The 25,668-nt window shown below is 72.0% G+C and carries 26 protein-coding genes and 3 pseudogenes; 14 read left to right on the top strand and 15 right to left on the bottom strand.

Annotated features, from left to right (window positions below; translation table 11 throughout):
* Nucleotide 1: 1 nt before the first annotated feature.
* The 3 genes from PBV52_RS47765 to PBV52_RS47755 all read left to right on the top strand — a co-directional run bounded on the left by PBV52_RS47765 (nucleotide 2) and on the right by PBV52_RS47755 (nucleotide 1,596).
* Nucleotides 2-379 carry a hypothetical protein gene (locus tag PBV52_RS47765; protein ID WP_274248189.1) on the top strand — a complete coding sequence of 126 codons (378 nt, stop codon included), beginning with the start codon at nucleotides 2-4 and terminating at the stop codon, nucleotides 377-379.
* A 120-nt stretch (nucleotides 380-499) separates the two neighbouring features.
* A complete protein-coding gene (locus PBV52_RS47760; RefSeq protein ID WP_274248187.1) occupies nucleotides 500-1,006 on the top strand; it encodes a universal stress protein in 507 nt (168 codons plus the stop codon).
* A gap of 80 nt (nucleotides 1,007-1,086) precedes the next feature.
* Nucleotides 1,087-1,596: a flavodoxin domain-containing protein gene (locus PBV52_RS47755; protein ID WP_274248184.1), complete on the top strand. Its 510-nt coding sequence runs from the start codon at nucleotides 1,087-1,089 to the stop codon at nucleotides 1,594-1,596.
* 82 nt (nucleotides 1,597-1,678) lie between these two features.
* On the opposite strand, the gene PBV52_RS47750 is transcribed toward PBV52_RS47755, so the two are convergent.
* The 4 genes and pseudogenes from PBV52_RS47750 to PBV52_RS47735 all read right to left on the bottom strand — a co-directional run bounded on the left by PBV52_RS47750 (nucleotide 1,679) and on the right by PBV52_RS47735 (nucleotide 4,314).
* Nucleotides 1,679-1,885 carry a hypothetical protein gene (locus PBV52_RS47750; protein WP_274248182.1) on the bottom strand — a complete coding sequence of 69 codons (207 nt, stop codon included), beginning with the start codon at nucleotides 1,883-1,885 and terminating at the stop codon, nucleotides 1,679-1,681.
* A 385-nt stretch (nucleotides 1,886-2,270) separates the two neighbouring features.
* A complete protein-coding gene (locus PBV52_RS47745; protein ID WP_274248181.1) occupies nucleotides 2,271-2,831 on the bottom strand; it encodes an MBL fold metallo-hydrolase RNA specificity domain-containing protein in 561 nt (186 codons plus the stop codon).
* 643 nt (nucleotides 2,832-3,474) lie between these two features.
* Nucleotides 3,475-3,732, bottom strand: a pseudogene (locus PBV52_RS51960) (hypothetical protein); the annotation flags it as partial.
* A 159-nt stretch (nucleotides 3,733-3,891) separates the two neighbouring features.
* A complete protein-coding gene (locus PBV52_RS47735) occupies nucleotides 3,892-4,314 on the bottom strand; it encodes an Hsp20/alpha crystallin family protein (protein WP_274248179.1) in 423 nt (140 codons plus the stop codon).
* Between the two features lie 312 nt (nucleotides 4,315-4,626).
* On the opposite strand from PBV52_RS47735, the gene PBV52_RS47730 reads away from it, so the two are divergent.
* The 3 genes from PBV52_RS47730 (at nucleotide 4,627) to PBV52_RS47720 (ending at nucleotide 7,419) form a co-directional block, all read left to right on the top strand.
* On the top strand, nucleotides 4,627-4,770 hold the full coding sequence (locus PBV52_RS47730; RefSeq protein ID WP_274248177.1) for a hypothetical protein: 144 nt from the start codon (nucleotides 4,627-4,629) through the stop codon (nucleotides 4,768-4,770).
* A gap of 97 nt (nucleotides 4,771-4,867) precedes the next feature.
* Entirely contained in the window at nucleotides 4,868-5,830 is a 963-nt protein-coding gene (locus tag PBV52_RS47725; protein WP_274248176.1) for an ABC transporter ATP-binding protein, read from the top strand.
* Nucleotides 5,827-7,419, top strand: coding sequence for an ABC transporter permease (locus tag PBV52_RS47720; RefSeq protein WP_274248174.1), 1,593 nt, complete (start codon nucleotides 5,827-5,829; stop codon nucleotides 7,417-7,419). The genes PBV52_RS47725 and PBV52_RS47720 overlap by 4 nt, the downstream gene beginning before the upstream one ends.
* Before the next feature lie 201 nt (nucleotides 7,420-7,620).
* On the opposite strand, the gene PBV52_RS47715 is transcribed toward PBV52_RS47720, so the two are convergent.
* The 3 genes and pseudogenes from PBV52_RS47715 to PBV52_RS47705 all read right to left on the bottom strand — a co-directional run.
* Nucleotides 7,621-8,106, bottom strand: a complete 486-nt coding sequence (locus PBV52_RS47715; protein ID WP_274248173.1) for a hypothetical protein — start codon at nucleotides 8,104-8,106, stop codon at nucleotides 7,621-7,623.
* A 48-nt stretch (nucleotides 8,107-8,154) separates the two neighbouring features.
* Nucleotides 8,155-8,805: a respiratory nitrate reductase subunit gamma gene (gene narI / locus PBV52_RS47710; protein WP_274248171.1), complete on the bottom strand. Its 651-nt coding sequence runs from the start codon at nucleotides 8,803-8,805 to the stop codon at nucleotides 8,155-8,157.
* Nucleotides 8,806-8,816: 11 nt separating this feature from the next.
* Nucleotides 8,817-9,569: pseudogene (locus PBV52_RS47705) on the bottom strand (molybdopterin-dependent oxidoreductase); the annotation flags it as partial.
* Between the two features lie 68 nt (nucleotides 9,570-9,637).
* Between PBV52_RS47705 and PBV52_RS47700 the strand changes: the two are divergent.
* The 3 genes and pseudogenes from PBV52_RS47700 to PBV52_RS47685 form a co-directional block, all read left to right on the top strand.
* Nucleotides 9,638-10,066 (top strand): annotated as a pseudogene (locus PBV52_RS47700) (MFS transporter); the annotation flags it as partial.
* A 91-nt stretch (nucleotides 10,067-10,157) separates the two neighbouring features.
* Nucleotides 10,158-10,757, top strand: a complete 600-nt coding sequence (locus PBV52_RS47690) for a hypothetical protein (RefSeq protein WP_373921986.1) — start codon at nucleotides 10,158-10,160, stop codon at nucleotides 10,755-10,757.
* A gap of 129 nt (nucleotides 10,758-10,886) precedes the next feature.
* Entirely contained in the window at nucleotides 10,887-11,780 is an 894-nt protein-coding gene (locus PBV52_RS47685) for a universal stress protein (RefSeq protein ID WP_274248169.1), read from the top strand.
* Between the two features lie 463 nt (nucleotides 11,781-12,243).
* Here PBV52_RS47685 and PBV52_RS47680 read toward each other — a convergent pair whose 3' ends face one another.
* From PBV52_RS47680 to PBV52_RS47670, 3 genes are all read right to left on the bottom strand, one after another.
* Nucleotides 12,244-13,974 (bottom strand): GAF domain-containing protein, encoded by a 1,731-nt coding sequence (locus PBV52_RS47680; protein ID WP_274248167.1) that lies wholly within the window; start codon nucleotides 13,972-13,974, stop codon nucleotides 12,244-12,246.
* 122 nt (nucleotides 13,975-14,096) lie between these two features.
* On the bottom strand, nucleotides 14,097-15,125 hold the full coding sequence (gap, locus tag PBV52_RS47675; RefSeq protein WP_274248165.1) for a type I glyceraldehyde-3-phosphate dehydrogenase: 1,029 nt from the start codon (nucleotides 15,123-15,125) through the stop codon (nucleotides 14,097-14,099).
* A 139-nt stretch (nucleotides 15,126-15,264) separates the two neighbouring features.
* Nucleotides 15,265-15,918, bottom strand: coding sequence for a response regulator transcription factor (locus PBV52_RS47670; RefSeq protein WP_274248163.1), 654 nt, complete (start codon nucleotides 15,916-15,918; stop codon nucleotides 15,265-15,267).
* A gap of 931 nt (nucleotides 15,919-16,849) precedes the next feature.
* Here PBV52_RS47670 and PBV52_RS47665 point away from each other — a divergent pair.
* The gene (locus PBV52_RS47665; RefSeq protein ID WP_274249982.1) at nucleotides 16,850-17,302 is read left to right on the top strand and encodes a pyridoxamine 5'-phosphate oxidase family protein; all 453 of its coding nucleotides are present in this window, start codon (nucleotides 16,850-16,852) and stop codon (nucleotides 17,300-17,302) included.
* A 156-nt stretch (nucleotides 17,303-17,458) separates the two neighbouring features.
* Here the strand turns inward: PBV52_RS47665 and PBV52_RS47660 are convergent, their stop codons facing one another.
* The 4 genes from PBV52_RS47660 to PBV52_RS47645 form a co-directional block, all read right to left on the bottom strand.
* A complete protein-coding gene (locus tag PBV52_RS47660; RefSeq protein WP_274248161.1) occupies nucleotides 17,459-18,289 on the bottom strand; it encodes a universal stress protein in 831 nt (276 codons plus the stop codon).
* Nucleotides 18,290-18,439: 150 nt separating this feature from the next.
* Entirely contained in the window at nucleotides 18,440-18,880 is a 441-nt protein-coding gene (locus PBV52_RS47655; RefSeq protein WP_274248159.1) for a pyridoxamine 5'-phosphate oxidase family protein, read from the bottom strand.
* 91 nt (nucleotides 18,881-18,971) lie between these two features.
* Entirely contained in the window at nucleotides 18,972-19,646 is a 675-nt protein-coding gene (locus PBV52_RS47650; protein ID WP_373921985.1) for a pyridoxamine 5'-phosphate oxidase family protein, read from the bottom strand.
* 19 nt (nucleotides 19,647-19,665) lie between these two features.
* Entirely contained in the window at nucleotides 19,666-20,736 is a 1,071-nt protein-coding gene (locus tag PBV52_RS47645; RefSeq protein ID WP_274248157.1) for a zinc-dependent alcohol dehydrogenase family protein, read from the bottom strand.
* A 245-nt stretch (nucleotides 20,737-20,981) separates the two neighbouring features.
* Here PBV52_RS47645 and PBV52_RS47640 point away from each other — a divergent pair, with 245 nt between their 5' ends.
* Nucleotides 20,982-21,350 carry an STAS domain-containing protein gene (locus PBV52_RS47640; protein WP_274248155.1) on the top strand — a complete coding sequence of 123 codons (369 nt, stop codon included), beginning with the start codon at nucleotides 20,982-20,984 and terminating at the stop codon, nucleotides 21,348-21,350.
* A 22-nt stretch (nucleotides 21,351-21,372) separates the two neighbouring features.
* Here PBV52_RS47640 and PBV52_RS47635 read toward each other — a convergent pair whose 3' ends face one another.
* Nucleotides 21,373-22,356: a hypothetical protein gene (locus tag PBV52_RS47635; RefSeq protein WP_274248153.1), complete on the bottom strand. Its 984-nt coding sequence runs from the start codon at nucleotides 22,354-22,356 to the stop codon at nucleotides 21,373-21,375.
* Between the two features lie 260 nt (nucleotides 22,357-22,616).
* Here PBV52_RS47635 and PBV52_RS47630 point away from each other — a divergent pair, with 260 nt between their 5' ends.
* The 3 genes from PBV52_RS47630 (at nucleotide 22,617) to PBV52_RS47620 (ending at nucleotide 25,658) form a co-directional block, all read left to right on the top strand.
* A complete protein-coding gene (locus tag PBV52_RS47630) occupies nucleotides 22,617-23,192 on the top strand; it encodes a hypothetical protein (protein ID WP_274248152.1) in 576 nt (191 codons plus the stop codon).
* Between the two features lie 149 nt (nucleotides 23,193-23,341).
* Nucleotides 23,342-24,016, top strand: a complete 675-nt coding sequence (locus PBV52_RS47625; protein ID WP_274248150.1) for a CBS domain-containing protein — start codon at nucleotides 23,342-23,344, stop codon at nucleotides 24,014-24,016.
* 616 nt (nucleotides 24,017-24,632) lie between these two features.
* A complete protein-coding gene (locus tag PBV52_RS47620) occupies nucleotides 24,633-25,658 on the top strand; it encodes a 6-phosphofructokinase (protein WP_274248148.1) in 1,026 nt (341 codons plus the stop codon).
* The last annotated feature ends 10 nt before the right edge of the window (nucleotides 25,659-25,668 follow it).

The raw sequence follows: 25,668 nt of genomic DNA, 5'->3' as shown, positions 1-25,668 counted from the left end.
CATGATCACCGCGCTGGTCTCGACGTTCCTGTTCGTGCACGGGCTGATCCATCTGGCCGTCTGGCTGCCGCACGACACCACCGAGCAGCCGTTCAACCTCCGGTACTCGTGGGCGCTCGCCTCGGCGGGGCTGCCACAGGAACGGGTCATGAGCCGGGCGGCCATCGCCCTCGCTTCCGTCACCGCCATGCTGTACGTCATCGCAGGCGCGGCCACCGCGGCGCAGAGCAGCGGCTGGACGGCCGCGGCGGTGCTCGCCGCCTCCGTGGGCCTGGTGCTGAAGTCCCTGTGGTTCAACCCCTGGCTGTCGCTCGGCGTGGTCCTCGACGCGGGCGTGGTCGCCGCCGTGGCGACGAGCTGGCCGGGGTCGCTGTACTGAGCCCGCCTGAGCCGGCCCTCGGCAAGGGCCCGTTGGGCACCGGCCCGGAGCCGCTCGGCTCACGCATCGCCCGCCCGGTTCGGGAGAGGGTGGCAGTAGAGACCAGCCGGGGAGGCAGCCATGACCGAACACGCCGACGGAATCGTGGTGGGCGTCGACGGATCCGAAGCATCCGTGGCCGCGCTGCGCTGGGCGGCGGAGCAGGCACGGGCCCTCGGCACGCCGGTCGTCGCCGTGCACGCCTGGGAACCGTGCACGGCCGGGTTCGCGCCGTACGCGCCGACGTCGGCCCGTCCGACGGTCGCGGAGCAGCGCGAGCGGGCCGCCGAGGTGCTCGCCTCGGCCGTACGTCACGCCTTCGGCCCTCGCATCGGCCCCGACCTGCGTGCCGTGGTGGCGCAGGGGCCGCCCTCACGGGTGCTCCTGCGGTACGCGCGCGGCGCTCTGCTCCTGGCCCTCGGGCGCAGGGCCCACGGGCAGTGGGAGCTCCCGGCCGTCGGCACGGTCGGCCGCGAGTGTCTGCGGCACGCCACGGTCCCCGTGGTCACGGTGCCCGCCCCCGACCGCCAGGCGGCGCGGCTCAGGTCGGTCGGCACCCCTCCCGACGTACGAACCGGAGCCGCGTGACGGGGTGGCGCGGCTCGGGCGGGCCGCCCGGTGTCCGGCACGGGCGGCCCGGCGGGACTGCCCCGGATGAGGTGAGCGCCATGCGTGTCCTGGTGGGTTACGCGACCGCGCACGGCTCGACCCGTGGTGTCGCCGAGCGGCTGGCGGCCGGCCTCGGCCACGCCGGGCTGCGGACCGACGCGCGGCCCATGGATGTCGTCGACGACGCCGACGCGTACGGCGCGTTCGTCCTCGGCAGCGCCGTGCACAACCAGAGCTGGCTCGACCCCGCCAAGGCGTTCCTGCGCGACAACCTGGAGCTGCTGGACCCTCGCCCCGTGTGGCTCTTCAGCGTCGGAATGCCGGGAGCGCTGCGTGGGCCGTGGAAGCGACTTGGGCCGATGGAGGCCCCGGTGATCGTCCAGGGCCTGCCCGCGGAGCTGTCGTACCGAGGTCATCGGCTCTTCTCCGGCGTCATCCGCGCTTCCCAGCTGCCGCTCGGCGGACGGATCCGGTTCCGTCTGATGGGCGGCCGGTATGGCGACTACCGCGACTGGGACGCCATCGGCGGCTGGGCGGCCGAGATCGCCGAAGAACTGCTCCGCCCATGACAGCTCGCACATGACGACTCCCCGCCGTGCGGGCGGCGGGGAGTCGTGGCATGACCGTCTATTCCCTGACGGGCCGGGTGCCTCAGCAGCGGATGGACGGGCGGTGGTCTGCGGTCTTCGGCCGCTGCGGGCCCGGCGTCTGCAGGACCGGCGGCCGGTGCGCCCGGCGGTTCTGCCGACGCAGTGCGAGCGCGTCGAACAGCGCGGCAAGAGCGAAGGTCACCCCCATCGCCGCGAACAGCAGGAGCGTGAACCGCTCCCAGAACTCCGGCGTGAGACTCGTGCCCACGGTCCTCGCCCCCTAGGGTCGGCATCGTTCCCTTTCGATCCCAGCCAACTCCGATACGCCTCCCGGCGCATGAGCCATGTATCCCGAAGGGAGGGCAGGAGCGGCCCTTGCCGGCACGACGTCCGCTCTGACACTGTCCGGGGGGCCGACCGGCCCTGGAACTCGGTGCGGCTTGGCCCATGATCCGAGGTCGATCGCCTCATGGTCCGTGAGCCGACGGCGGACAAGGCTTGCGGGTACGCGCGATGCCGGGAAGACCGACATTCCGCGGGACGACCTTCACGGAGGCGACGATCATGAGGCGGATACAGGAGGCCAAGCACTCCCCCGCCCCGCGTCGGCCGGAGCCCCAGGACCTGCGCACGCCGTCCGGGCGGCTCCTCCCCTACTGATCCCCGGAGCGCGGTACGACGGCGGTCCAGCCCAGGGTCCGGTCGATGCGGTCGCGCAGCGCCGCGGCGGCGTCGGGCTCCCCGTGCACCAGGTAGGTGGCGTTCGGGGCGGGCGCGCCGCGCAGCCAGTCGATGATCTGTCCGGCGTCGGCGTGTGCCGAGAAGTGCGGTACGTCGGCGACCTCGGCTCGCACCGGGACGTACTCATCGAACATCTCGAGCACCTTGGCGCCGTCGACGAGATCGCGGGCGCGGGTGCCCTGGGCGGGGGCGAAGCCCACCACGACGACGGCGCCCCGCGCATCGGGCAACAGCCGCCGCAGACGGTGCAGGACGCGCCCTCCGGTGGCCATGCCGGACGCCGAGACGATAACGGCCGGACCGCTCTCGTGGCCGAGGCCGACGGACTCCTGGATCGACCTCACGGTCCGCAACGGCTCGGGGCTCAGCGCCGCCGTGCCGACGACGGCGATCTCGGGACGCAGTTCGGGCGCCCGGGTGAGGACGGCGTCCCGGTAGACGTCGAGGGCGGCCAGGGCCATGGGGCTGTCCACGTACACGGGCACCGACGCCGACAGCCGGCCCGCGCTGCGGAGTTCGGCGAGTTCGTGCGGGACGACCTCGGTGCGGTCGAGGGCGAATGCCGGTATGACGGCGCCCCCCGCGGGCCAGGGTGCGGATCACGACGTCGGCGAAGCGGGCTCGGGCGGCCTGGTCCTCGTGCCGTCGGTTGCCGTAGGTCGACTCCCTCAGCAGCGCGTCCGCCCCCGAGAACGGTTCCGGCGGGCTCGGCAGAGGATGGCCGGGGCGGCCGAGGTCGCCGCTGACGGCGAGGGTGTGGCCGTCCTCCAGGGTGAGCCGCGCCCAGGCCGAGCCGAGGATGGGGCCGGCGGGGTGCAGCGTGAGCCTGGTCCCGGTCGCGAGGTCCGTCGTCGTACAGGTCGGTACGGGATCGAGGAGCTCAAGAGTGCGGTCCACGTCCCCGTCGTCGTACAGGGGCTGGGCGGGGCGGTGTTTGGACCAGCCGTGCTCGTTGGCGTGCCGGGCGGTCTCCAGTGGGAGCTTGGCGCTGTCGCGCAGCACGATCTCCATGAGTCGGGCGGTGAACTCCGTCGCCACGATCCGGCCACGGAAGCCGTGGCGTGCCGGCCGGGGCAGGCATCCGCAGTGGTCCAGGTGGGCGTGGGTGACCACTGCGGTCTCGATGTCCGCGGGGGCGCAGGGCAGTCCGCGCCAGTTGCGCCTGCGCAGGTCGGCGAGGCCCTGGAAGAGGCCGCAGTCGACGAGGACGCGGGCAGGGTCGCTCTCGACCAGGAACCTGCTGCCGGTGACCGTCCCCACCCAGCCGAGGAACGTCAGCAGTGCCGGCCGGGATCGCGTCCGGGTGCCGTCCTCCGGGGCACCTGCCCTTCCTGGGCACCTACCACAGTGGTCATGACGTCGGCCTCCTTCCATCGGGATGCGCGAGAAGCGGGGGTCCGGGCACCCCGTTCACCTCCTGAGGACCGAGTCCTGGTGCCGAATGGCGGTGCAAGGGCGCGAAAAGACGCGTGTCCGTGGCCGGGTGACCAGCCGGCCACGCACACGCTGTGCGGCCTCGGCGCGCAGCGGCGCTCAGACGTGCCGCACGGGGATGGTCCTGGTGCCCGCCTTCTCCTCCGGCACCGGAACCTTGATGGTCAGGACACCGTCCTTGTAGTCCGCAGTCGCCTCGTCACCCTTGGCTCCGGCCGGCAGCCGGACGGAACGGGTGAACGTGCCGTAGCGGAACTCCGTGTGGTGCTTCTCCTTGGTCTCCTCGGTGCGCTCGGCCCGCAGGGTGAGCACGCCCTCCGAGATGGTGATCTCGACGTCCTTGGCAGGGTCGATGCCGGGAAGCTCGGCCCGCAGTACGTACGTTCCCTCCGTCAGGCGCTCCTCGATGCGGATGCCGTGTGTCCCCGGAACGGTGTGGACCGGGGGGAACCCACCCTCTACCCAGCCGAACAGGTCGGGGAGTGTGGGCCAGCCGGGCAGCCGCTCGATCATGCCGCTCATGTCGCCCTCCTCTTTCGCTCTTCCCACTTCCAGGGTGACGCGGCGAGGCGGGGGCGCGCCTGGGCCGACCGGCCCCGCAGGAAACCCGATCGGCCCCTGGCAGCCGCTCACCCTCCTCCGCCGCGGAGCGCCGACTCGCACCAAGTCCGTCTCCACTACCGAAGTCGCCACCGGCCCGGGCGATGCGGGCAAGCCTGACGCAGACCGCTCACGACCCCGGCGGTCAGTCCGGCACGGAACTGAGGGCTCCCCCGGCACCTGCCCTTCGGCCCTGCGGGCCGCCCACGCCGAAGGACACCGACACTGGAGGTCGTGATCGGCACCGTCGCGGACACCGGCGCCGTGACCTGTCTGCACGCGTCCGCCAACGTTGCCCGGGAAATCGCGCGGATCGTCGTACCGGCCCGGGACGCAACACGTACCCAGGCACCAGCCGAAACGGCCGGGACCCGCTGACGTCGGGCCCACCGATCGGCCGCCCAGGACCTTCGGCCCCTGCCGCCCCCTCCCGCCGTGCGCGAGCATCGGAGGCAGCCGACGCGGGGAGGCTCCCATGTCCACCGATTCCGCTCCACAATGCCGCGACAGGTCCGGCAGCGACGGCTCCGCCGCCGTGCTCGCCTCGGGGCTGGTGAAGACCTTCGGACGGACCCGTGCGCTGGACGGGCTGGATCTGACCGTCGCCACGGGTGAGGTGCACGGCTTCCTGGGGCCCAACGGCGCCGGCAAGACCACGACCATCCGTGTCCTGCTCGGGCTGCTGCGGGCCGACGCGGGCGAGGTCCGACTGCTGGGCGGAGATCCCTGGCGCGACGCCGTCGGCCTGCATCGGCGGCTGGCGTACGTGCCGGGCGACGTCAGCCTGTGGCCCAGACTGACGGGCGGCGAGATCATCGATGTCTTCGGCCGCCTGCGCGGCGACCTCGATCCGGTCCGTCGCGACGAGCTGCTGCAGCGGTTCGAGCTGGACCCGACGAAGAAGTCCCGCACCTACTCCAAGGGCAACCGGCAGAAGGTCGGCCTGGTCGCGGCGCTCGCGTCCCGCGCCGAGCTGCTGCTCCTGGACGAGCCGACCTCCGGACTCGACCCGCTGATGGAGAGTGCCTTCCAGGATTGCATCCGCGAGGTGAAGGCCGAGGGCCGCACGGTGCTGCTGTCCAGCCACATCCTGGCCGAGGTGGAGGCACTGTGCGACCGGGTGAGCATCATCCGGACGGGCCGCACGGTGGAGAGCGGCACGTTGGCCGAGCTGCGGCATCTGACGCGCACCTCGATCGATGTCGAGACGGTCCGGACGGCCACCGGACTCGACGTGCTGCCCGGCGTGCACGATCTGCGCACGGAGAACCACCGGGTGCGCTTCGACGTGGACACCGACCGCCTCGACGACGCGGTACGCCACGTCACCAGCTTCGGGATCCGCACCCTCACGAGTCAGCCGCCGACGCTGGAGGAACTGTTCCTGCGCCACTACAGCGACGAGTCCGCCCGGCACGCGAAGGACGAGCCGCGATGACGCTGTCGACCGAGCAGACCGGCACCGTCGTCCTCACCCGGCTGATCCTGCGCCGCGAACGAGTCCGCATCCTGATCTGGACGACGGCCGTCCCCCTGTTGGTGCTCCTCACTGCGGCCAGCGTGAAGGGGCTCTACCCCACCCAGCACGACCTCGACGTGGCAGCCGAGGCCAGTGAGGGCAACGCCGCGGCCATCGCCTTCAACGGGCCGGCCCAGGGACTCGACACGCTGGGCGGCGAGGTGGCCTTCCAGGTGGGCACCTTCGGACTGGTCCTGGTGGCTCTGATGAGCACCTTCATGACCGGGCGGCAGACCCGCGCCGAGGAGGAGGCCGGGCGCGCCGAGATGATCGGCTCGCTCCCGGTCGGCGGGCACGCGAACGCCACCGCCGCCTTGCTGGTCGTGGCCGGCATGAACGTGATCGTCGGTGCTCTGGTGGCTCTCGGCCTCATCGGCCTGGACCTGCCCGTCACGGGTTCGGTCGTCTTCGGCGTCTCCTTCTGCGCGCTGGGCCTCGTCTTCGCCGGGATCACTCTCGTCGTCGCGCAGATCTCGGAGAACACCCGGGTCGTGCACGGCAGTACCGGTGCCGTGCTGGGTGTGTCGTTCGTGCTGCGGGCCGTCGGGGACATCGGGGACGGCACGGCGTCGTGGTTCTCGCCCATCGGCTGGGTCCAGAAGACGCGGCCCTTCGCCGGTGAACGCTGGTGGCCACTGCTGGTCCCGGCCTTGTGCGCCGTCGCCGCCGTGTTCGTGGCCCACACGCTGTCCGACCGGCGAGACCTCGGCGCGGGCCTCGTACCGCCCCGGCCCGGCCCGCCGCGGGCGGCGCGGGGCCTCGGACGACCGCTGGGGCTGGCCCTGCGACTGCAGCGGGGCAGCCTGATCGGCTGGACCTGCGGTGTGTTCCTGACCGGGCTCGCCTACGGCTGGGTCGCCGACGACGTCGAGGACTTCGTCGCCGACAACGAGGCCATCGCGGACCTGATCGCGGGGTACGGCGGAGCGAGCCTCACCGACTCCTACCTGTCCCAGTCCCTGCTCGTCGTGGCTCTTCTCGGTGCGTGGTACACGATGCAGTCCGTCCTGCGGCTGCGCGGCGAGGAGAACGGCCTGCGGGCCGACCTGGTGCTCGCCACACCGGTCTCCCGGAGCCGCTGGGTGGCAAGTCATCTGACCGTGGCGCTGGCCGGCAGCATCGTCGTGCTCGTCGCCGGAGGGCTCGGCACGGGGCTCGCCTACGGCCTCACGAGCGGTGACCTCGGCCAGGTGCCCCGCCTGATCGGATCCGCGCTCGCCTACGCCCCGGCGCTCTGGCTGCTCGCGGGGCTCGCGACCACCCTGTTCGGACTGGTCCCGCGCGGCACGGTCGCCGCCTGGGCCGCCCTCATCGCCTGCTTCGTCATCGGCCTGCTGGGCCAGGCCCTCGACCTCCCGGGCTGGACCAGGGACATCTCCCCGTTCGAGCACGTACCGCGCCTGCCCGCCGCCGATCCAAGCCTCACGGCGCCGACGCTCCTCACCGTACTCGCCGCCGCCCTGACGGCAGCGGGCCTGTCGGGGTTCCGACGGCGGGACCTCGGCTAGGCCCTGTCGTCAAATTCCCGTCGTCCGCCCGGAGGGCGGGCCCCGCGGCGTCATGGGGGTGCCCCCACGCGAGCCGGGCGAAGCTCGGTTCGAGCGTGGGGGAGGAGCCACGTGGGCGGTTCGGCAACGCGGCTGGGGGTCCCCCCTCTGGGGGAGTGCGTGCCAGGCGCCGCGCAGCAGGCGGGAATTCGACGACAGGGCCTAGGTTCCGGGAGAGACGCGCGCCGCCCCCTTGGGCCACACCACCTCGAGCGGGATGCCGCGGGCCCGGGCGTAGGCGACAAGGTGCGCGGTCGCGTCCCTGCCGTCGGTCGGGGAACCGTCCCACACGGCCAGCACCTTCCGGCTCGCGGCGACGAGGCGTTCGTCGGCGGTGATGCAGGCGTTCCGGTCGGCAGGGTCGAAGCCCAGCAGTCGTACGTGCTCGGCCAGCATGAGCAGTTCCGCGGCCGCCGACCGATCCGGCTCAGGGAGGATGGCGGGCACCGAGCGCTGCGTCGGCAGCAGCACCACGAGCCGCCGCCCCGCCTCACGCACCGCCCGCCCGAACACCACGGGCAGCCCGGCTCCGGCTCGCACCAGACCGCCGGCGCCCTCGGTGAGACGCCCCAGCCGGTCCTTCAGCTCGGCCTGCACCAACTCCAGCGTGGGCAACGTCAGATCCGCGTGCCCCACCACAGCGATCATCGACACCACCGCGTCCTGCCGAACATGCCCGGTCCTCTCCCTGTCACGTCACGACCTGTCCGACGCAGTGAACCGGCCGGCGTCCGCCCGCCGGTAGAGCCGAACGGTCTCCCCGCCGGGGCGGGTCGGCACGGTGCTTCGCCGCCGGTAGACGAGGTACGGCCGGAAGAGATAACCGATCGGGACGCTCCACACATGGACGAGACGGGTGAACGGCCAGACGGCGAACAGCAGGCAGGCGGTGAGGGCGTGCAGTTGGAACAGCAGCGGTGCGCCGGTGATCGCCTCGGGCTCGGGCTGGAAGGTGAAGAGGCCGCGGAACCAGACGGAGACGGTGGTGCGGTAGTCGTAGCCGGCGCCGAAGACGTTGTGGGCGGCCGTGGCGGCGATGCCGAGCAGTACGGTGACCGAGAGCAGCGGAAAGAGCAGCTTGTCGCTGCGGTCGGTGCCGAGCCGGACCCTCCGGGTCAGCAGACGGCGGGCGCAGAGCATGCCGATGCCGGTGACCATGGCGCCCCCGGCGACCGAACCGGCCCAGACGGCGGTCGCGTGGTAGGCGTGCTCGGAGATTCCCGCCGCCCCGGTCCAGGAGGCGGGCACGGCGAGCCCGACCACATGCCCGGCGATCACCATGAACGCGCCGAGGTGGAACAGCGGACTTCCCCAGCGCAGCCAGCGGTGTTCGAGGAGCTGGCCCACAGCAGGAGGTCGGTGCCGAGGTGCTCGGCGGCGAGTTCGCTGAACTTGTCGGCGATGGTCAGGAAGGTGTCGTAGTCGGTGCGGGCCTGCCAGGGCGGGGCGATGGCCGGGGTGAAGGCGTGCACGAAGGGGTGCATGTCCGTGCTGGAGAGGTCGTCCTTCTCGTACCAGGTCGCGGCCGGCAGGACCACGTCGGCGAGCAGGCCGGTGGAGGTCATCCGGAAGTCCATGGTGACCAGCAGGTCGAGCTTGCCCTCGGGGGCCTCCTCCCGCCACACCACGTCCTGCGGCCGGACGTCGGGCGGCGTCTCCTCACTGCGTACGGCGCTGTCGGTGCCCAGCAGGTGGCGCAGGAAGTACTCGTTGCCCTTGCCGGAGGAGCCGAGCAGGTTGGCTCGCCAGACCGTCAGGACACGCGGGAAGTTGGCGGGATCGTCGGGGTCCTCGGCGGCGAACCGCAGCCGCCCGGACTTCAGCTCCTCCACGATGTGCTCGGCGACCTGCTTGCCCTGGACCCGCGCCTCGTCCGTCAGGTCCAGGGGGTTGCGGTTGAAGCCGGGGTGCCCCGGCGTCCAGCCGAGCCGGACGGCCTGGGCGAGGCAGTCGGCGAAGCCCTTGCCCGCGAAGCGGCCCTCGCCCAGCGGGGAGGCCAGCTCGTCCGGCCCGAAAGCCTCGTACCGCCACTGGTCCGTGTTCAGGTACCAGTACGACGTGCCCGCCATGTGCCGGGTGGGCCGCTGCCAGTCGAAGGCGAACGCCAGGTGTGGTGCTTCAGCGATCCAGCCCATCGAGGAACCACCCGAGCGCGCAGCTACCCCGGCGGGCCTGGCTGATGCTGGCCCTGGCCACGGTCGGGTTCGCCGTCAACTTCTGGGCGTGGGCCCTGCTCAGCCCGCTCGGCCCGCGCTTCAAGGACTCCCTGGAGCTGTCGTCGTTCGAGCAGTCGCTGCTGGTGGCGGTGCCGGTCGTGGTCGGGTCGCTGGGCCGGATCCCGGTGGGTGCGCTGACCGACCGGTACGGCGGCCGGGTGATGTTCCCGTTGGTGTCGGCCGCCACCGTGGTGCCGGTGCTGTACCTCGGGCTGGCCGGGCACTCGTCGCTGGCGGCGCTGCAGGTGGGCGGCCTCTTCCTGGGCATCGGGGGGACGGCGTTCGCGGTGGGCGTGCCCTTCGTCAGCGCCTGGTTCCCGCCCGAGCGGCGCGGGCTGGCCATCGGTGTCTTCGGTATGGGCATGGGCGGTACGGCGATCAGCGCGCTCACCACGGTGAAGCTGGTGGACGCGTACGGCACCGCAAACCCGTTCCTCGTCACGGCCGGGGTTCTCCAGCGTGCCGACCGGCGCGAGGGACGGCGTGAGGGACTGCACCAGGGCGCCCACGACGATCACGCCCAGGGAGCCGGTCAGTACCCGCACCGGTCCGACGCGGTCCGACAGCCAGCCGCCGACCGGCCGCATCGCCACCGCGAGCAGCACGAACCCGGCCATGCGGTTCGCCGCATCGCCGACGGAGCCGCTGCTCCAGCGCCTGGCCGGCACGCTGCGGCTGAGCATCACCTGGCAGGCCTCCGCACTGTACGCGGTGGCCTTCGGCGGCTATGTCGCCTTCTCCGTCTACCTGCCCACCTACCTGAAGACCGGCTACGGCCTCACTCAGGCGGCCTGCCTGGCCATGGCGGCCGCGCTGGGCGCGGGCAGCGGCGCGACGTTCGCCTTCGTGGCCCTGCTGGCGCCGCCCGAGCGCACCGGCTCGGTCACCGGAGTCGTCGGGGCAGCGGGCGGGTTGGGCGGCTTCGTGCCGCCGCTGGTCATGGGCTCGCTCTACGGCGCCATCGGCTCGTACGCGCCGGGGCTGGTGCTGCTCGCCGTCGTGGCGGCCGGCGCTCTGGCCTTCACGGTCACGGGCGTGCGTCGGGCGGTCACCCGCCGCGCCCCGGCAGTCGCACCGCACTGACCATCCGGGGCCGTTCGGCCCCCGCCGCGGGCCGCTGTGGCCCCTGCCGTGCCGCTGCCCGCGAGGCGATTCTGGAAGCGAAGGGACCCGCACACCGGCGTGCGGACACCGACCGGGGAGGTGTTGGCCGTGCTTCGCCCTGTTGTGGTGGGACTGGACGGTTCCCGAGAAAGCCTCGCCGCCGCCGACTGGGCGGCCCGGGAGGCGCTCAGGCGTGGTCTGCCGCTGCGCCTGGTGCACGCCGGGGAGGGCGGCATGCCGCCCGACGAGTCGGAGCTGCCCGAGCTGGAGGCGCCACGCTACTGGGCGCGGCGGATCCTGCGCGGCGCGATGGACCGGCTCAACGAACGCTACCCGCAGGTCTATCTGAGCGCCGAGCAGATCTCCCGGCCCGCGGCCGACGCCCTGGTCGCGGCAGGCGACGAGGCCGAGCTGCTGGTCCTCGGAAGCCGCGCGTTCAGCGGCTTCGGCGGATTCATGGCCGGTTCGGTGGCGCTGGCGACAGTTGCCCACGCGGCACGTCCGGTTGTGCTGGTACGGGCGGATCAGATCCTGGAGGACGATCACGAGCCGGACGCGGAGGGCCTACCGTCGGCGCACACTCCGTATCGCCCTGTCGTTGTCGGTGTGGACCCGGCGCAGTCGTGCGAGGAGCTGCTCGCCTTCGCCTTCGAGAGCGCGACGCTGCGGGCCGCGCCGTTGCGGGTCGTGCGCACCTGGCAGCTGCCGTACGTGCCTCACGCGCTGGAGGCGAAGGCGCGAAGGGACGTGCGGGCGGCCGCCGGGCGGGCACTGGACGCCGTGCTCGGACCGTGGCAGGAGAAGTACCCCGCTGTGGAGGTCACCAGGCTGGTCGAGGAGGGCCGTCCCGCACAGCACCTGCTGCACGCAACACGGGACGCCGGGCTGCTGGCCGTCGGCCGCAGGATCCGCCCGGTCAGGATCGGCATGCACACCGGTCCGGTCGCGCACGCGGTGATGCACCACGTCCGCTGCCCGGTCGCGATCGTGCCGCACGAGTGAGTCATCCCTCCCGGCTCCGTCGGCAGGGGGCGGGCCGGGAGGGGCCGGGTCGGCGGGGCGCGTCTCCGCTCCTGCCTGTCGGCCCTCGGCCCGGGGCGTTCGGCCCCTGAGATACAGGACCGCCGCAGCGATACGACGGTAGGGCAGCCGGATGTGGGGAGGCTTCCGTGTTCCAGGTACGCGTCCACGGACGGGGCGGTCAAGGCGCCGTTACGGCAGCGGAGCGGTGTGCCGGGCCCGCCACCCAGGCGGGCACCTCGCGCCCCCGGCACGACCGCCGTCGGCCTGACGCGGGCCCGGCACGGGCAGGGTGACCCGCCCTGCCCTTCCCGAGAGGCCGCACGAGGCGTTCCCATCCGCCGATGTGTCTCGTGAGCCGGTCTCAGCCTGGCACCGCAACCCATGACGCGACAGAGCTGAAGGGCCCATACAAGGGGCCCGACCGGCCCAACTCCGGTGCCCCCTACTGCTCTTCCGCCATCAGCGGCACCCGCCACACCAGCGTGCTGCCGCCGTCCTCGGGGGTGATCACCCTCAGCTCCCCGCCCAGTTGCCGGGCCCGCTCGTCCATGTTGGCCAGTCCGCTGCGGCGCCCTTCGGCCGGGATGCCCACGCCGTTGTCGGTCACGGTCAGCCGTACTTCACGGCCGTCGGTCTCCAGCGCGACCTCGGCTCGGTCGGCGCGGGCGTGTCGGCCGATGTTGGTCAGGGCCTCGGAGAGCACGGCCACCACATGGTCGGCGACCTCCCGAGGCACGTCGGTGTCCACCAGGCCCTCCATACGGACGCTGGGCGCGAAGCCCAGCACGGGAGCGGCCTCGCCGGCGACGCGGACCACGCGGGCCCGCAGCCCGCTCCCGGGGGCACCGTCGCGGGCGCGCAGACCGAAGATCGTCGACCGGATGATCTTGATGGTCTCGTCCAGGTCGTCCACCGCCCGCGCCACGCGGTCCGAGGCCTCCTGGTGCTCGATGAAACGGCCGGCGCTCTGCAATGTCATGCCCGTCGCGAACAGCCGCTGGATCGCGAGGTCGTGCAGGTCCCGGGCGATCCGGTCGCGGTCCTGCAACAGGGCGATCTGCTCCGCGTCCTCACGACGCTCGGCCAGCTCCATCGCGATCGCCGCCTGTGCGGCGAAGCCCCGGAGCGGCGCGATCTCCTTCTCGGAGAACACTGCGCGTCCCGCCTCACGCACCAGCAACACGACGCCGCGCACGCCGCCGCCCGCCCCGATGGGCACGGCCACGGCGGCCCCGAGCCCGTCGAATCGGGGCGATGCGGACGGCACACGCTCGTCGCGGGTGACGTCCGGGCTGGTGAGGGGGGTGGCGGTGGAGAAGGCCTGGCCGATCAGGCTCTCGTTCATGGGCAGCACGAGCCCGCGATGGGCCTCGGCGCCCTGCCCGACGGCCAGCTCCACCTCCAGCGCTTCGGTGTCCTCCAGGGGCATGGCGACCACGGCGAGGGCCGCGCCGGTGATCTCCCTGGCGCGCTCGGCGATCAGGCCGAGGGCCTCGCCACGATGGCCGCCGGACATCAGGCTGTGGGTGAGTTCGGCGTTGGCCTGCAGCCAGCGCTCCCGCAGCCGGGTCTCCTCGTACAGGCGAGCGTTGTCGATGGCGACGCCGGCCGCGACGGCCAGGGTCGACAGGACCGACTCGTCCTCCTCGTCGAACTGTGCCCCGCCCCTCTTCTCGGTCAGGTACAGGTTGCCGAAAACCTGGTCGCGCACCCGGATCGGGACGCCGAGGAAGGTGTTCATCGGCGGGTGGTGGGGCGGGAAGCCGTACGAGGCGGCATGTTCGGAGATCTTCGTCAGCCGAAGCGGCTCGGGGTGGTGGATCAGCTCGCCCAGGATGCCGTGGCCTTCCGGAAAGGGGCCGATGCGGGCGATCTGTTCCTCGGAGACGCCGACGGTGTGGAAGGCGGACAGCCGATTGCCGTCCGGCCCGATCACGCCCAGGGCCGCGTACTCGGCGTCCACCAGCACCGCGGCGGCCTCCACGATGCTGTGCAGTGCCTGTTCGAGGTCCAGCTCCCGGCCGACGGAGAGCACCGCCTCCAGGAGGCTGTGCACCCTGTCGCGGGTGCCACGGGCCGCGTCGAGGCGGGCCTGCAGTTCCTCCAGCAGCTCGTCCAGCTTCAGCTGCGGCAGCCGTACGCGGGCCTCCCCGGCATGCTCCTGGCTCTCCACCGGTGCTCCTCCACGTCCCCTCGACCCACCCGAAGCGGACCGTTGCGGTCATGTGCCACGGTAACGGTGCAGGGCGAGGGACGGTACGGAATCGGACCCGGTGGCCGGGGCGGGACGCCCGGTCAGCCGCGCGGGAGCCGGGCCGCGACGTATTCGGTGAGGTCCAGCAGCCGGTTGGTGTAGCCCCACTCGTTGTCGTACCAGCCGAAGACCTTCACCAGGTCGCCGTGCGCCTGGGTCAGCGGGGCGTCCAGGACGCAGGAGGCGGGGTCGCCCACGATGTCGCGGGAGACGATCGGGGCCTCGGACACCCGCAGCACGCCCTTCATCGGACCGTCGGCGGCCTCCCGGAACGCGGCGTTGACCTCCTCCACGCTGACCGGCCGGTCCAGGACCACGCTGAGGTCGGTCAGCGAACCGTCCTCGACGGGGACGCGTACGGCGATGCCGTCCAGGGTGCCGGCCAGCTCCGGCATGACCAGCCCGACGGCGCGGGCGGCCCCGGTGGAGGTGGGGATGATGTTGACGGCGGCACTGCGGCCGCGGCGCAGGTCCTTGTGCGGGCCGTCGAGGACCACCTGGTCGTTGGTGTAGCCGTGGATGGTGGTCATCAGCCCCTTGACGAGGCCGAAGTGCTCGTCGAGGACCTTCACCATCGGCGCCACGCAGTTGGTGGTGCAGGAGGCGTTGGAGACGACGTGGTGGCTCTGCGGGTCGTACGTTCCCTCGTTGACACCCATCACCACGGTGGCGTCGACGTCCTTGCCCGGCACGGAGAGCAGCACCTTGCGGGCACCGGCCTTCAGGTGCCGGCCGGCCTGTTCGCGGGTGCGGAAACGGCCGGTCGACTCGATGACGATGTCGACGCCGAGGTCGCCCCAGGCCAGGGCGGCGGGGTCCCGCTCGGCGGTCACGGCGATGCGGTGCCCGGCCACGGTGAGGGACTCGTCGTCGTGCTCGACGGGACGGCCGATGCGGCCGTATGTCGAGTCGTACGCCAGCAGATGGGCCAGCGCCGCCGGTGAGGTGATGTCGTTGACCGCCACGACCTCCACCGGGGTGCCGGCGGAGGTCTCCGCGCGCTCCAGTACGCAGCGCAGGTAGTTACGGCCGATCCGGCCGAATCCGTTGATGCCGACGCGCACGCTCATGTCCGTCGTCCTCCCGATCGATGTCCGGTGGTGTTCCGGTGCGCCGCCAGCCTCCGTTCTGCGGACCCTGTGCGGGAGGGGCCGTACGGGGCTGAGGTACGGGACGTCCGGCCCCACTCCCCCGCTGTCGCACCGCCCTTCAGCGGCCCTGCTGCTTCAGCCGGTCCTCGGCCTGGGTGGCGATGACCGCGGCCTGGATGCGCCGCTCGACGCCCAGCTCGGCCAGCAGACGGGAGCTGTGGTTCTTGACGGTCTTCTCTGCGAGGAAGAGCCTTTGGCCGGTCTGCCGGTTGGTCAGTCCCTCGCCGATCAGGGCGGGAATCTCCCGCTCCCGGCCGGTGAGACCAGGCAAGGGGTCCGGCGCCTCCTCCTTCCCATGCCCGTGGCGCAGGCGGGCCATCAGCCTGGTGGTGGCGCTCGGGTCGAGCAGGGACTGGCCGCGGGCGACGGTCCGCACGGCCGACACCAGGTCCGAGCCCTGGATCTGCTTCAGCACATATCCCGAGGCGCCGGCCATGATCGAGTCCAGCAGGGCTTCCTCGTCGTCGAACGAGGTCAGCATCAGGCAGGCCGGCTCCGGCAGACGCGAGCGCAGCTCCCGGCGCACGGTCACGCCGTCGCCGTCGCCGTCGCCGTCGCCGTCGCCGTCGGGCAGGCGCACGTCGAGCACCGCGACTTGGGGGCGCAGCGCGGGCAACCGCACGAGGGCCTGCGCCGCGGTGCCGGGCTGTTCGCCGTCTGCCAGCGGATGCTCCTTGACCTGTGATCCGGGTGCACGGGCTCGAGTGCCCATGCGTACAGAGATCCTTCTCGCTACCGGGCCTTGGGGCAGGGCCGGTCTGCCCTCAATCCGGCTCTGGCGTGTGGGATGCCGACGGACGGACCGGGGTGCCGGGCGTCAACGGCGAGGTGCGGGTCGCCTGGTCGCGGTGCAGGACGTCGAGCAGCCGTGGTCGGCAGGGGCCGAGATCCGAGTGGGCGACACCCTGGTGCTCGCGCCTGCCCGGGAGGCGACAAGCCCACGAAATCGCCGACCGGCTCCAGGACCGACTCCGCGGTCAGGCGGACCGTGCGACACACCGGGGCGCGGCGATCCGCAGGTCGGTGACACCTCCGCTCGCGGCGTCGTGGTCCAGCGGAGAGGCGGGACGGGCAGGACTCGCCGGACTGAGGGGGCCGGCCGGAACAGGCGGGACGGATGGCCACGGGGGGCCGGGAGAGCAAGCTGCGCCGTGCGGCCCGGCACAGGACCCCCTGTTCGGACAGGGCGGGGCTTGCGTACGTGCCCACGCCGGGCAGGTGCACACACGGCCAGAACCTCGAAGTGCAGCACGCCGAGCCGACGTCGCACGCAGACCGGTCCCGCACAACACCGCCCTTCCAGCAGCTGAAGGCCCCAGCACAGGGTCCCGGATCCGGCGCCGATCCTGCTGGTCGTCGGCGCCACCCTCCCTTGTCCCCATCCCCCGACCCCGCGTGGCGCCCCACCTCCGCATCGTCCGCGTATCGCCCTCCCCAAACAGGCCGTCCGGTCACCGGAGAGGGCCGAACGGCCCTAGCGTCGGCCGGGCGGCCGCGGTTCGAATGATCTGATCGGAAAAGTGCCCGCGCACAAAGCCACCTAGCCCGCCCAGCGGCCATCACGGTCCCGTGCCGCGTGACGGAACCGGTGAGCCGGTCGGAGACAGCAAGCAGTGAGAGACGAACAGCTACGGGAACCCGCCATGGCCTGCGACAACGCCCTGCCGATCGCCCCGGGACCACGTCGGGGCATTGACCTCGACGGCGCCGAAGCGCTGCGGCTTCTGGGCAGCGTGTCCTTCGGGCGGATCGTCTTCACCCAGCACGCTCTGCCGACGATCCGCCCTGTCAACCATGTCCTGGACGGGGGTGACATCGTCATCCGCACCCACGAGGGAGCGGCCCTCACGTCACGGGCCCGGCAGGCGGGAGCGCCGGGGGTCGTAGTGGCGTACGAGGCAGACGCCATCGACCCGGGCACGCACCTCGGTTGGAGCGTGGTCGTCACCGGATACGCCCAGCTCGTGACCGACGCCCGCGATCTGGCCCGCTACCAGGACCTGCTGCATCCCTGGGTGGGACGGGCCATGGACTACGCGGTCCGCATCCGCCCCGACCTTGTCACCGGAGTCCGGCTCGCCCCCGTCGAGGACTGATCCGTCTGTCCGGTCAGTCGTGGGGCGTGACCGCGACCAGCGTGTTCGCGCGATGGAGCACCTCGTGTGTCACGGAACCGATGGGCGCTCCGACCGACGCGTGCGGGCGTGCATTGCCTGATGAGCCGGCGGTCCCAGAACGACGGGGGGCGCCGGTCAGTCGGTTGCCGGCACCATCAGTACAGGGCAGTGGGAGCGGTGCAGGAGGGTGTGCGCGACCGGGCCGAGCTGCGGTCCGGGCCGGCTTGTCCGGCGGTGTGTGCCGATGACGACGACGGCGGCCTCTCGTGTGTGGTCCAGGAGAGCCTGGGCCGGTCCCCTGCGGACCGTGCGGGTCTCGACGTCGACCTGGGGGTGTTCTTCCCGCAACTGGGCCAGGTTGAAGCGCGGCACGGCCTCCTCGGCCAGGTCGTTCTGGGCGCGCCGCCGTTGCCCCGGGCTCGTGGCGGGAATCAGGGAGGGCAGTTCGGGGGTGACGGGGCGGTGGGTCGAGTGCAGGACGCGCAGCCGGACACCGCGCCGCTCCGCCTCGTAGAAGGCGTAAGAGGCCGCGTCGGCGTCGGAGTCGTCCTCCAGACCGAGCAGCACGCTGCGCTTGTCGTCGCACGGGTGGTCACCGCGTACGACGAGCAGCGGGCCGTGCACATGCGCGGCCAGGCGCAGACTCACCGAGCCGACCAGCAGCCCGGTGACGCCGCCCAGGCCGCGGGTGCCGACGACGGTCAGGTCGGAGCCCTCGCTCTCGCGCAGGAGGGCCCGTACGGCGCTGCCCGCCGCTGCCTTGGTCACCACCGACAGGGCCGGATGACGTTCCCGGACGCGTGCGGCGGCCGACGCGAGGACGGGTCCGGCCTCGTCGCGGTCGGGCACGGCGTACACGACGCGCAGTTCGGCGTCACGGCGTGCGGCCTCGTCCGCGGCCCAGTCCAGCGCTCGTACGGCGTTCAGGGAACCGTCGACTCCGACGACCACATGATGGCGAGTCATCTCCCTCTCCCTTCTGCTCTGTGCCCCCGATGCTCGTCCTTCCACGACGACGCGAGCAGGGGCCGCACGAACCCGACGACACGCCGTACGGCTCCCGTCACAGGGCCGTTCGGCCCCGCATCCGGCGACCCCCGGAAGTCGCAGACCGGGTCAGTGAGCGACGTCCAACCCGTACATGCTGCGTCCGCCGACCAGTTCGCGACCGGTCACCAGTTCGGGCTCGATCCGGACGAACACCTCCCGGGGCGAGGGCACCCAGGAGCGCGGACCGGTACGGGCAAGGCGCTCGTGCTCGTCCGGGTCGGTGACCACCGTGGCAGAGCCGGTGACGACGACGCTCCAGCCCGAGTGCGTGGCCGCGTCGACCTCGTCGGCCTCGAAGGCGACCACCGTGCCGTCGATCGCGCGCACCAGTTCGGAGGTGGCCGCGGTGCGCAGCAGCACCGCGCCGTCGTCGTCCAGACAGAAGTTGACGGGCAGTACCGCGGGCAGGGCCTGACGTGTGTGCACGATCCGGCCGACCGGCACCTTGGCCAGCAGGCGCAGGCACTCCTGCCGTCCGAGTTCGCGGAATCCGTCGTTGCGGTACATGAGTCAGTCCGTCTTTCGCCTGATACATCTGGTACAGCGGTGCGCTGAGAAGTCCATCGTTCGTCCTGCGAGGGGCCACGGGCGAGGGCCATCAGTCCCGGACGTGCCGGACAAAAGCCCCCATTCCGCCATGATCCGCCGCGCGGTGATCACGCGGGGATCGATTCGCACCCACTGGTCGCGCCGCACGTATCTCGTCGGGGTCCGTCACGGCCCGCGCGTGTCCCCGTACGAGCACGCTCCAGCCCTGGATGAACACGTCGTCGATACGGTCGATCTCGAAGGCGGCCTGGCAGCCCGACGCTTGGGACGGTGTCGTAACGGGGGCGGTCCTGAAGACGATGGCGCTGTTCACGACGCTGTAGTTGACGGGCACGCTCACCGGCCCGGTGACGGTGGGTACGGCGATGCGCCCCACACCGTGGGTCGACAGCAGGGCGCGGCATTCCCGAGTGGGCAGTTCTGCGATGCCGGGGCGGCGGCATGCACGGGGAGTGGTGCCGGGCGGCAGATCGGTGTCCCGCCGGTGAGCTCGCTGACGGTGGTGTGCAGGGCCTCCGCCAGTACATGGAGCGCGCCCATGCCCGGTGCGGCGGCCGGATGCTCCTCCAGACAGTGGAGATAGGAGATGGCTGAGAGCCATGCCCGCCCGGGTGGCCGTCTCCTCCCGGGAGAGGCCGAGTTCGGTGCGTCGCCGGGCGATCCGGCGCCCGAGGTCGCCCACGGGTGCTGCCTCGGTCGCCTTCGACTCGACCTGTTCGGCCATGGCCCGTCACTTCCTCTCGTCAGGGCGCCGGGAGAGCGACGACGTCGTGCTGCTCCTCACCGAGGACGACCTTGAGGGCGCCAGTGTCGGCGGCCTTGCCGAAGACGTCGTACGCCTCCTCCATGAGGTCGAGCGGGAAGGCGTGGGTGACCAGCTGTGAGGTGGGCAGGCGGCCGGCGGCCGCCATGCGCAGCAGGGTGGGGGTGGAATGGGTGTCGACGAGGCCGGTGGTGATGGTGATGTTCTTGATCCACAGGTCTTCGAGGTGCAGGGTCGCAGGCCTGCCGTGCACGCCGATGTTGGCGACATGCCCGCCGGGCCGGACCGTCCGCGTGCACATCTCGAAGCTCTCCGGCACCCCGACCGCCTCGATGACCACGTCGGCGCCCAGCCCGTCGGTGAGGTCGGCGATCAGCTGCTCGGGGGCCTCGCGGGCATCGGCCACGGCATCGGCGCCGAGTTGCCGAGCGGCCTCCAGCCGGGCGGGGGCCAGGTCCACGGCGACGATCCGCTCGGGCGCGAACAGGCGAGCCGTGGCGATGGCCGCGAGCCCGATGGGACCGGTTCCGACGACGGCGACCGTGTCACCGGGCCGTACCTGCCCGTTCAGCACACCCACTTCGTAGGCGGTCGGGAAGATGTCGGCGAGCAGGACGGCGTCCTTACCGTCCGGGGTGCCGGGCAGCGCGTGGACGGAGAGGTCGGCGTGCGGCACGCGCACATACTCGGCCTGCGTGCCGTCGATCAGATGGCCGAGGATCCAGCCTCCGCCGCCCCGGCACTGGCCGTACATGGCCTTGCGGCAGTAGGGGCAACGGCCGCAGGCGGTGATGCAGGAGACCAGGACCCGGTCCCCGGGCCGTACAGTGCGCACGTCACTGCCGGTCTCCACGACCACGCCGACCGCCTCGTGCCCGAGCACCGTGCCGGGGCGCACCTCGGGCACGTCGCCCTTGAGGATGTGCAGGTCGGTTCCGCAGATGGTGACCGTGTCCACGCGCACGATCGCGTCGGTGGGGTCCTTGAGGCCGGGGTCCGGGACGTCCTCCCAGGAGGCGTGTCCGGGGCCGTGGAAGACGAAGCCCTTCATGACGATCCTTCCTTCCTCGGTCCCCCTGGTCAGGGGCCCGGGCTGCGCACGGGTCACAGGGGTGCCGGTATTGCCCCGCAGGTCCAGCTTTTCCCACGTTCCGGTGGACGTGCTTGGGCCGGGCGGCCCTGATCGCCCGGCCGGACGGGGCGGCAGGCACCGTAGGGCCGGTCGGCCCCGCGGGATCGGGAAGGCTGGACCGACCGGCCCTTCCGCCCGCAGGCCGCACGGGATTCGCTTTGGCCATGTCCGAGAACCACACCAGGTCCATGCCACCCCTCTCGGTACGCGCCGTCGCTGGTACGACCCTCGTGGAGCTGCGCGGGGAGATCGACCTCTTCGCGGCGTCGCACCTGGCGGCACACCTGGACGCGCTGCCCTCCGATCTGGTGCTCGACCTGCGTGGCGTGTCGTTCGTCGACTGCAGCGGGCTTGGCGTCCTGTGCCGGACCCGCAATCGGATCCTGGCCCGGCAGGGCCGACTGCGACTGGTCACGGACAGCGCGCGCTTCCTGCGCGTGCTGCGCATCGCCGGTCTGGCGGGCGTGTTCGAGATCCACCCCGGCTTGCCCACACCTCTCGAAGCGGAAGCCATGAGTGTCACGGCCGGCTGACGCGCCCCGACCGGCTACCCGCTCACCGCCCGGCGTCGCGCGCTGTACGCACCGCGCGCCGCGGAGTGGCGGGGCCTTCGGGGCCGTAGCCGAGGCGTATGAGCATGTGCGCGTGATCGGGCCCAGGGGTCACGGACTCGCGCAGGTCGGGCCACTCCATCGCCTGATGGAACAGGGACGCGCGCAGGCCATGAGCCGTGGCGACCAGGAGGACGTGTTCGAGGGCCTGCCCGGCGCGCAGCCAGTCGGTGCGCCGGTCGTGTTCGGTGGTCAGGAGTGCGATGACGGGGGTCGTCTCGTACGGGCGGGCGGGGAGTCGGCCGGGACGGCGTTGGGCGGTGAAGTCGCGCATGGGGAGCCGCTCCCGGGCGTCCTGCGGGCCGAGCACCGCCCACGGCAGGCCCGTGTCGGCCTCCGCGTACGGATCCCCGCGCACCCAGCGGCGGCTCTCAGTACTGCGGTCGGCGTCCATGCGGTTGCGCTGCTCGCCGTCTGCGGTGAGCGCGAGCAGGCGTGCGGTCTCGGCGTCTTCGGGGAAGCGGAGCCACGCGCCCTCCGTACCGGCCGCCGCGGCGAGTTGGACGCGCAGATGCAGCGGGATCGGCCGGTCGGAGAACGGGAAGCGGCTGCTGCGCCGACGCCAGATCGCCTCGTACAGGCCGATGTCGCCTCCGCGTGGGTGGCGGGTGGCGGGCTCGGTCGGTCGGACGGATGCGAGCAGGTCCGGTTCCTCGGGACGCGGCAGCAGGCGGGTGACCGGGTCCCAGCCGAAGTGGGCCACCGCGACGCGGAGGTTGAGCACGCAAGCGCCCACCGACAGATGCAGGGCTCGGCCTTCCGGGTCCGTGTGCCGCAGGGCCCCGCCGGGCGCGGCACGCACGTGGAAGGTGACCGTTTCCTGATCCAGACGGAAGCGCCACGGCTGGGAGTTGTGGATCGAGGGCGCGGCGACCGCGGCCGAGACACATGTCTCCAGGACCGCGGCATCGATGAAGGTGCTGTGCATGGCGTCCTCCTCTCGCCCCGGAGTGGTGCTGCTTCGAGCATGAACACTCGGCGGTGAGGCGGTGAGGGGCCGATGGTCCTTCGTAAGGGCCCGGCGGGCCACATCCTCCGCAGGACACCGGCCGGATTGGGCTGAACGTCCCGGTGCAGAGCCCGGGTTGGTGCCGGTCGGTCCCGCGAGTCCGTCCGGGCGGCCCATGTCGGCGCGGTGCGCGCACTGGCACGGTCTGGACAGCGAACTCGCCGAGGAGGTGCGGATCGATGAGCGACGGCACATGCACGAAGAAGCGGTTGTGGCGCTGGCGCGGCAACCCGTTGCGACGGCGCGACGACATCGTCGAGGGCTGGGTCGTGCTGGCCGTCTGGGCGGTCGTCCTGGTGGGCGGCACGCTGGCCGGCCTGGTGACCGCCCACGCCGCCGAAGTGGAGTTCGCTCGGCAGCGCGCCGAACGGCACTCCGTGCGGGCCGTGCTCCGCGCCGACGTCCCCGCCTCGACCACCGCGGCGGGTGGGACACGCGCCCTGGCCAAGATCAGCTGGACGACCCCGGGCGGCGACACACACACCGACAACACCCTGGTGGACAGGGGGCAGAGGGCCGGCGCCGAGGTCGTGGTCTGGCTGGACGGCCGGGGCGAGCTCGCCATCGAGCCGCCGAGCCCGACGGAGGCTGCCATCGAGGCCGGCGTCCTGGGCACGGCCGCCGCGCTCGGACTCGCCGGCACGGCCTTCGGCACCGGGGCCCTCGTCCGCTGGAGGCTCGACCGGCGGCGCATCGACCGGTGGGGCCGGGAGTGGGACCTCGTAGGGCCCAGGTGGGGGCACAAGACCGGGTGAGAACCCTGATCCGGGGGAGCCGAACGGCCCGGTTTCCGGGGCCATCCGGCGCTGAGCAGGTTCTGGGTGGCTCTCCTGTGGACGCCTGGCTCCTGCCACGCTTGACATGTGATGGCTGTTGGCTGTCACCCGGGGAAGGGAGGAGCGACATGCAGCACCGTACGGTCGCCGACCTGATGACCCGCGATGTCGTCCGGGCCCGGCGCGACACGCCGTTCAAGGAGATCGTCGAGCTGTTGGCGGAGAACGACGTCACCGCCGTACCGGTGGTGGACGACCTGGACCACCCTTTGGGCGTCGTGTCCGAGGCCGACCTGCTGCGCAAATGCTCCGCCCAGGCCGACCCGTCCGGGCGCGCACCGATTCCTCACCTGGAGGCATGGGAGCGGGCCAAGGCCGCTGGTGTCAGGGCCGGGGAATTGATGTCGGCTCCCGCCGTTTGCGCGCGTCCGGAGTGGAGTGTGGTCGAGGCGGCCCGCCTCATGGCGACCCAGAACGTCAAGCGGCTGCCCGTGGTCGACGAGGCGGACCGGCTCCGGGGCATCGTCAGCCGCAGTGACCTGCTGCGGATCTTCCTGCGCGGGGATGACGCCATCCGCGATGAGATCACCCGGGAGGTGCTGCGGCGGACGTTGGGGCTCGCGCCCTCGGACGTGACGGTCGAGGTGCGTGAGGGGCAGGTGACCCTTGGAGGATCCGTCGAGGTGAGCAGCTTGATCCCCATCGTCGAACGGCTGTGCCGAAATGTCGACGGCGTGGTCTCGGTCTCCGCGCACCTCGGATACCGGATCGACGCGTCCCGGACTTCCCCCACCAGAGGCTGAGCGCCGTGGTGTCGGCGCCTTCGTCGGTCACATGGGCCAGTCGGCCGCTGAGGGGTGGTTCCCACCTCGCCGCGCACGCATCCATGCCCCTTGTGTCGCGCTCGGCGGCATGGGCGGGTCGCCGACGGGGCCGCTGTCGCTCATGCTGGAAGGGGAGTCACATGGCTCTTCGAGTTCACTTCCGTGGAGGTGAGCCGGATGGCTCTGCCCGTTCGGCACAGGTCGGAAAGCCTGCTGGGGCAGGCCTCCTGGCGTGGTCGAGCGCTGCCGAGTCCGACGAACTCTTCGAGCGGATGAACCGGCTCCTGGAGTCCGCCTCGCCTTCGTGGACCGAGCCCATGGCTTGGGGGTCGTCGGCCGACCCGTGCGAGACCCAACGCGAACGCGAGGGTGTCCTGCGCCGCACGTCGCGCCGCACCGGGCGCTTCGGGTGCCGGGCGCTGCAATCCACCGACGTGAAAGCCGAGGACGTGCGTGCCACTCCCGCCGACGGCATCCCCAGGGCGCAGCCGGCCAAACCGCACCGTATAAAGACAAAGGGCCGACCCGCCGCCCGGCAGGGCACAGTCGGCAGTAGCGGACCGGCCGACGTCATCTGCAGAGGAGAGAAGAAGCCATGAAGGTCGGAGTGCTGACCGGTGGCGGCGACTGCCCCGGCCTCAACGCTGTGATCCGCAGCGTCGTCCGCAAGGGAATCCAGGAGTACGGCTTCGACTTCGTCGGCCTGCGGGACGGCTGGCTCGGTGCGCTTCAAGGCAATGTCGTGCCGCTGGACATCTCCGGCGTACGGGGGATCCTGCCACGTGGCGGGACCATCCTCGGTTCCTCCCGCACCAACCCGTTCAAGCATGAGGACGGGGTACAGCGCATAAAGGACATGCTTGCCGCGCACCAGGTGGACGCGCTCATCGTGATCGGCGGCGAGGACACACTCGGTGTGGCCACCGAGCTGAGCCGTCAGGGGGTCAATCTGGTCGGCGTGCCGAAGACCATCGACAACGACGTGTCCGGCACCGACTACACCTTCGGCTTCGACACGGCCGTAGGCATCGCGACGGAGGCCATCGACCGCCTCCACACGACCGCCGAGTCGCACATGCGCACACTGGTGGTGGAGGTGATGGGGAGGCACTCCGGGTGGATCGCCCTGCACGCCGGGGTAGCGGGCGGCGCCAACGTGATCCTCATCCCGGAGCGGCCGTTCGACATCGATCAGGTCTGTGCGTGGGTGAAGAACCGATTCAAGATCCACTATGCCCCGATCGTCGTCGCCGCCGAGGGAGCCGTCCCCATCGAGGGGCAGATGGTCCTCAAGGACCGGACGCTTGACGAATTCGGCCACGTGCGGCTGTCGGGCATCGGCGAGTGGCTTGCCCAGGAGATCGAGGAACGCACGGGCAAGGATGCCCGTACCACCGTCCTCGGCCACGTCCAGCGCGGTGGCACTCCGAGCGCCTTCGACCGGTGGCTGGCCACGCGCTTCGGGCTGCACGCCGTGGACGCGGTCAAGGACGGCGACTACGGCAAGCTGGTGGCCCTGCGCGGCACCCAGATCATCCGCATCCCCCTCGACGGCACCAGGGCGAAGACCAAGCTGGTGGATCCGTCGCTGTACGACGAGTTCGAGGTGTTCTTCGGCTGATCCTCTCCCC

This window comes from Streptomyces sp. T12 (assembly GCF_028736035.1).
Classification (GTDB): Bacteria; Actinomycetota; Actinomycetes; order Streptomycetales; family Streptomycetaceae; genus Streptomyces.
The sequence above is the reverse complement of the archived record's forward strand: the minus strand, read 5'-3'. Positions and strand labels throughout refer to the sequence as shown.

What these genes read in the sequence shown, in the direction of transcription:
- PBV52_RS47735 (WP_274248179.1), bottom strand. Translation starts at nt 4,314, where the DNA reads ATGAGCGGCATGATCGAGCGGCTGCCCGGCTGGCCCACACTCCCCGAC.
- PBV52_RS47660 (WP_274248161.1), bottom strand. Translation starts at nt 18,289, where the DNA reads ATGACTCGCCATCATGTGGTCGTCGGAGTCGACGGTTCCCTGAACGCC.
- PBV52_RS47760 (WP_274248187.1), top strand. Translation starts at nt 500, where the DNA reads ATGACCGAACACGCCGACGGAATCGTGGTGGGCGTCGACGGATCCGAA.
- PBV52_RS47755 (WP_274248184.1), top strand. Translation starts at nt 1,087, where the DNA reads ATGCGTGTCCTGGTGGGTTACGCGACCGCGCACGGCTCGACCCGTGGT.
- PBV52_RS47665 (WP_274249982.1), top strand. Translation starts at nt 16,850, where the DNA reads ATGGCCTGCGACAACGCCCTGCCGATCGCCCCGGGACCACGTCGGGGC.
- PBV52_RS47625 (WP_274248150.1), top strand. Translation starts at nt 23,342, where the DNA reads ATGCAGCACCGTACGGTCGCCGACCTGATGACCCGCGATGTCGTCCGG.
- PBV52_RS47630 (WP_274248152.1), top strand. Translation starts at nt 22,617, where the DNA reads ATGAGCGACGGCACATGCACGAAGAAGCGGTTGTGGCGCTGGCGCGGC.
- PBV52_RS47670 (WP_274248163.1), bottom strand. Translation starts at nt 15,918, where the DNA reads ATGGGCACTCGAGCCCGTGCACCCGGATCACAGGTCAAGGAGCATCCG.
- PBV52_RS47720 (WP_274248174.1), top strand. Translation starts at nt 5,827, where the DNA reads ATGACGCTGTCGACCGAGCAGACCGGCACCGTCGTCCTCACCCGGCTG.
- PBV52_RS47655 (WP_274248159.1), bottom strand. Translation starts at nt 18,880, where the DNA reads ATGTACCGCAACGACGGATTCCGCGAACTCGGACGGCAGGAGTGCCTG.
- PBV52_RS47765 (WP_274248189.1), top strand. Translation starts at nt 2, where the DNA reads ATGATCACCGCGCTGGTCTCGACGTTCCTGTTCGTGCACGGGCTGATC.
- PBV52_RS47640 (WP_274248155.1), top strand. Translation starts at nt 20,982, where the DNA reads ATGTCCGAGAACCACACCAGGTCCATGCCACCCCTCTCGGTACGCGCC.
- gap (WP_274248165.1), bottom strand. Translation starts at nt 15,125, where the DNA reads ATGAGCGTGCGCGTCGGCATCAACGGATTCGGCCGGATCGGCCGTAAC.
- PBV52_RS47715 (WP_274248173.1), bottom strand. Translation starts at nt 8,106, where the DNA reads ATGATCGCTGTGGTGGGGCACGCGGATCTGACGTTGCCCACGCTGGAG.
- PBV52_RS47650 (WP_373921985.1), bottom strand. Translation starts at nt 19,646, where the DNA reads ATGGCCGAACAGGTCGAGTCGAAGGCGACCGAGGCAGCACCCGTGGGC.
- PBV52_RS47620 (WP_274248148.1), top strand. Translation starts at nt 24,633, where the DNA reads ATGAAGGTCGGAGTGCTGACCGGTGGCGGCGACTGCCCCGGCCTCAAC.
- PBV52_RS47645 (WP_274248157.1), bottom strand. Translation starts at nt 20,736, where the DNA reads ATGAAGGGCTTCGTCTTCCACGGCCCCGGACACGCCTCCTGGGAGGAC.
- PBV52_RS47725 (WP_274248176.1), top strand. Translation starts at nt 4,868, where the DNA reads ATGTCCACCGATTCCGCTCCACAATGCCGCGACAGGTCCGGCAGCGAC.
- PBV52_RS47635 (WP_274248153.1), bottom strand. Translation starts at nt 22,356, where the DNA reads ATGCACAGCACCTTCATCGATGCCGCGGTCCTGGAGACATGTGTCTCG.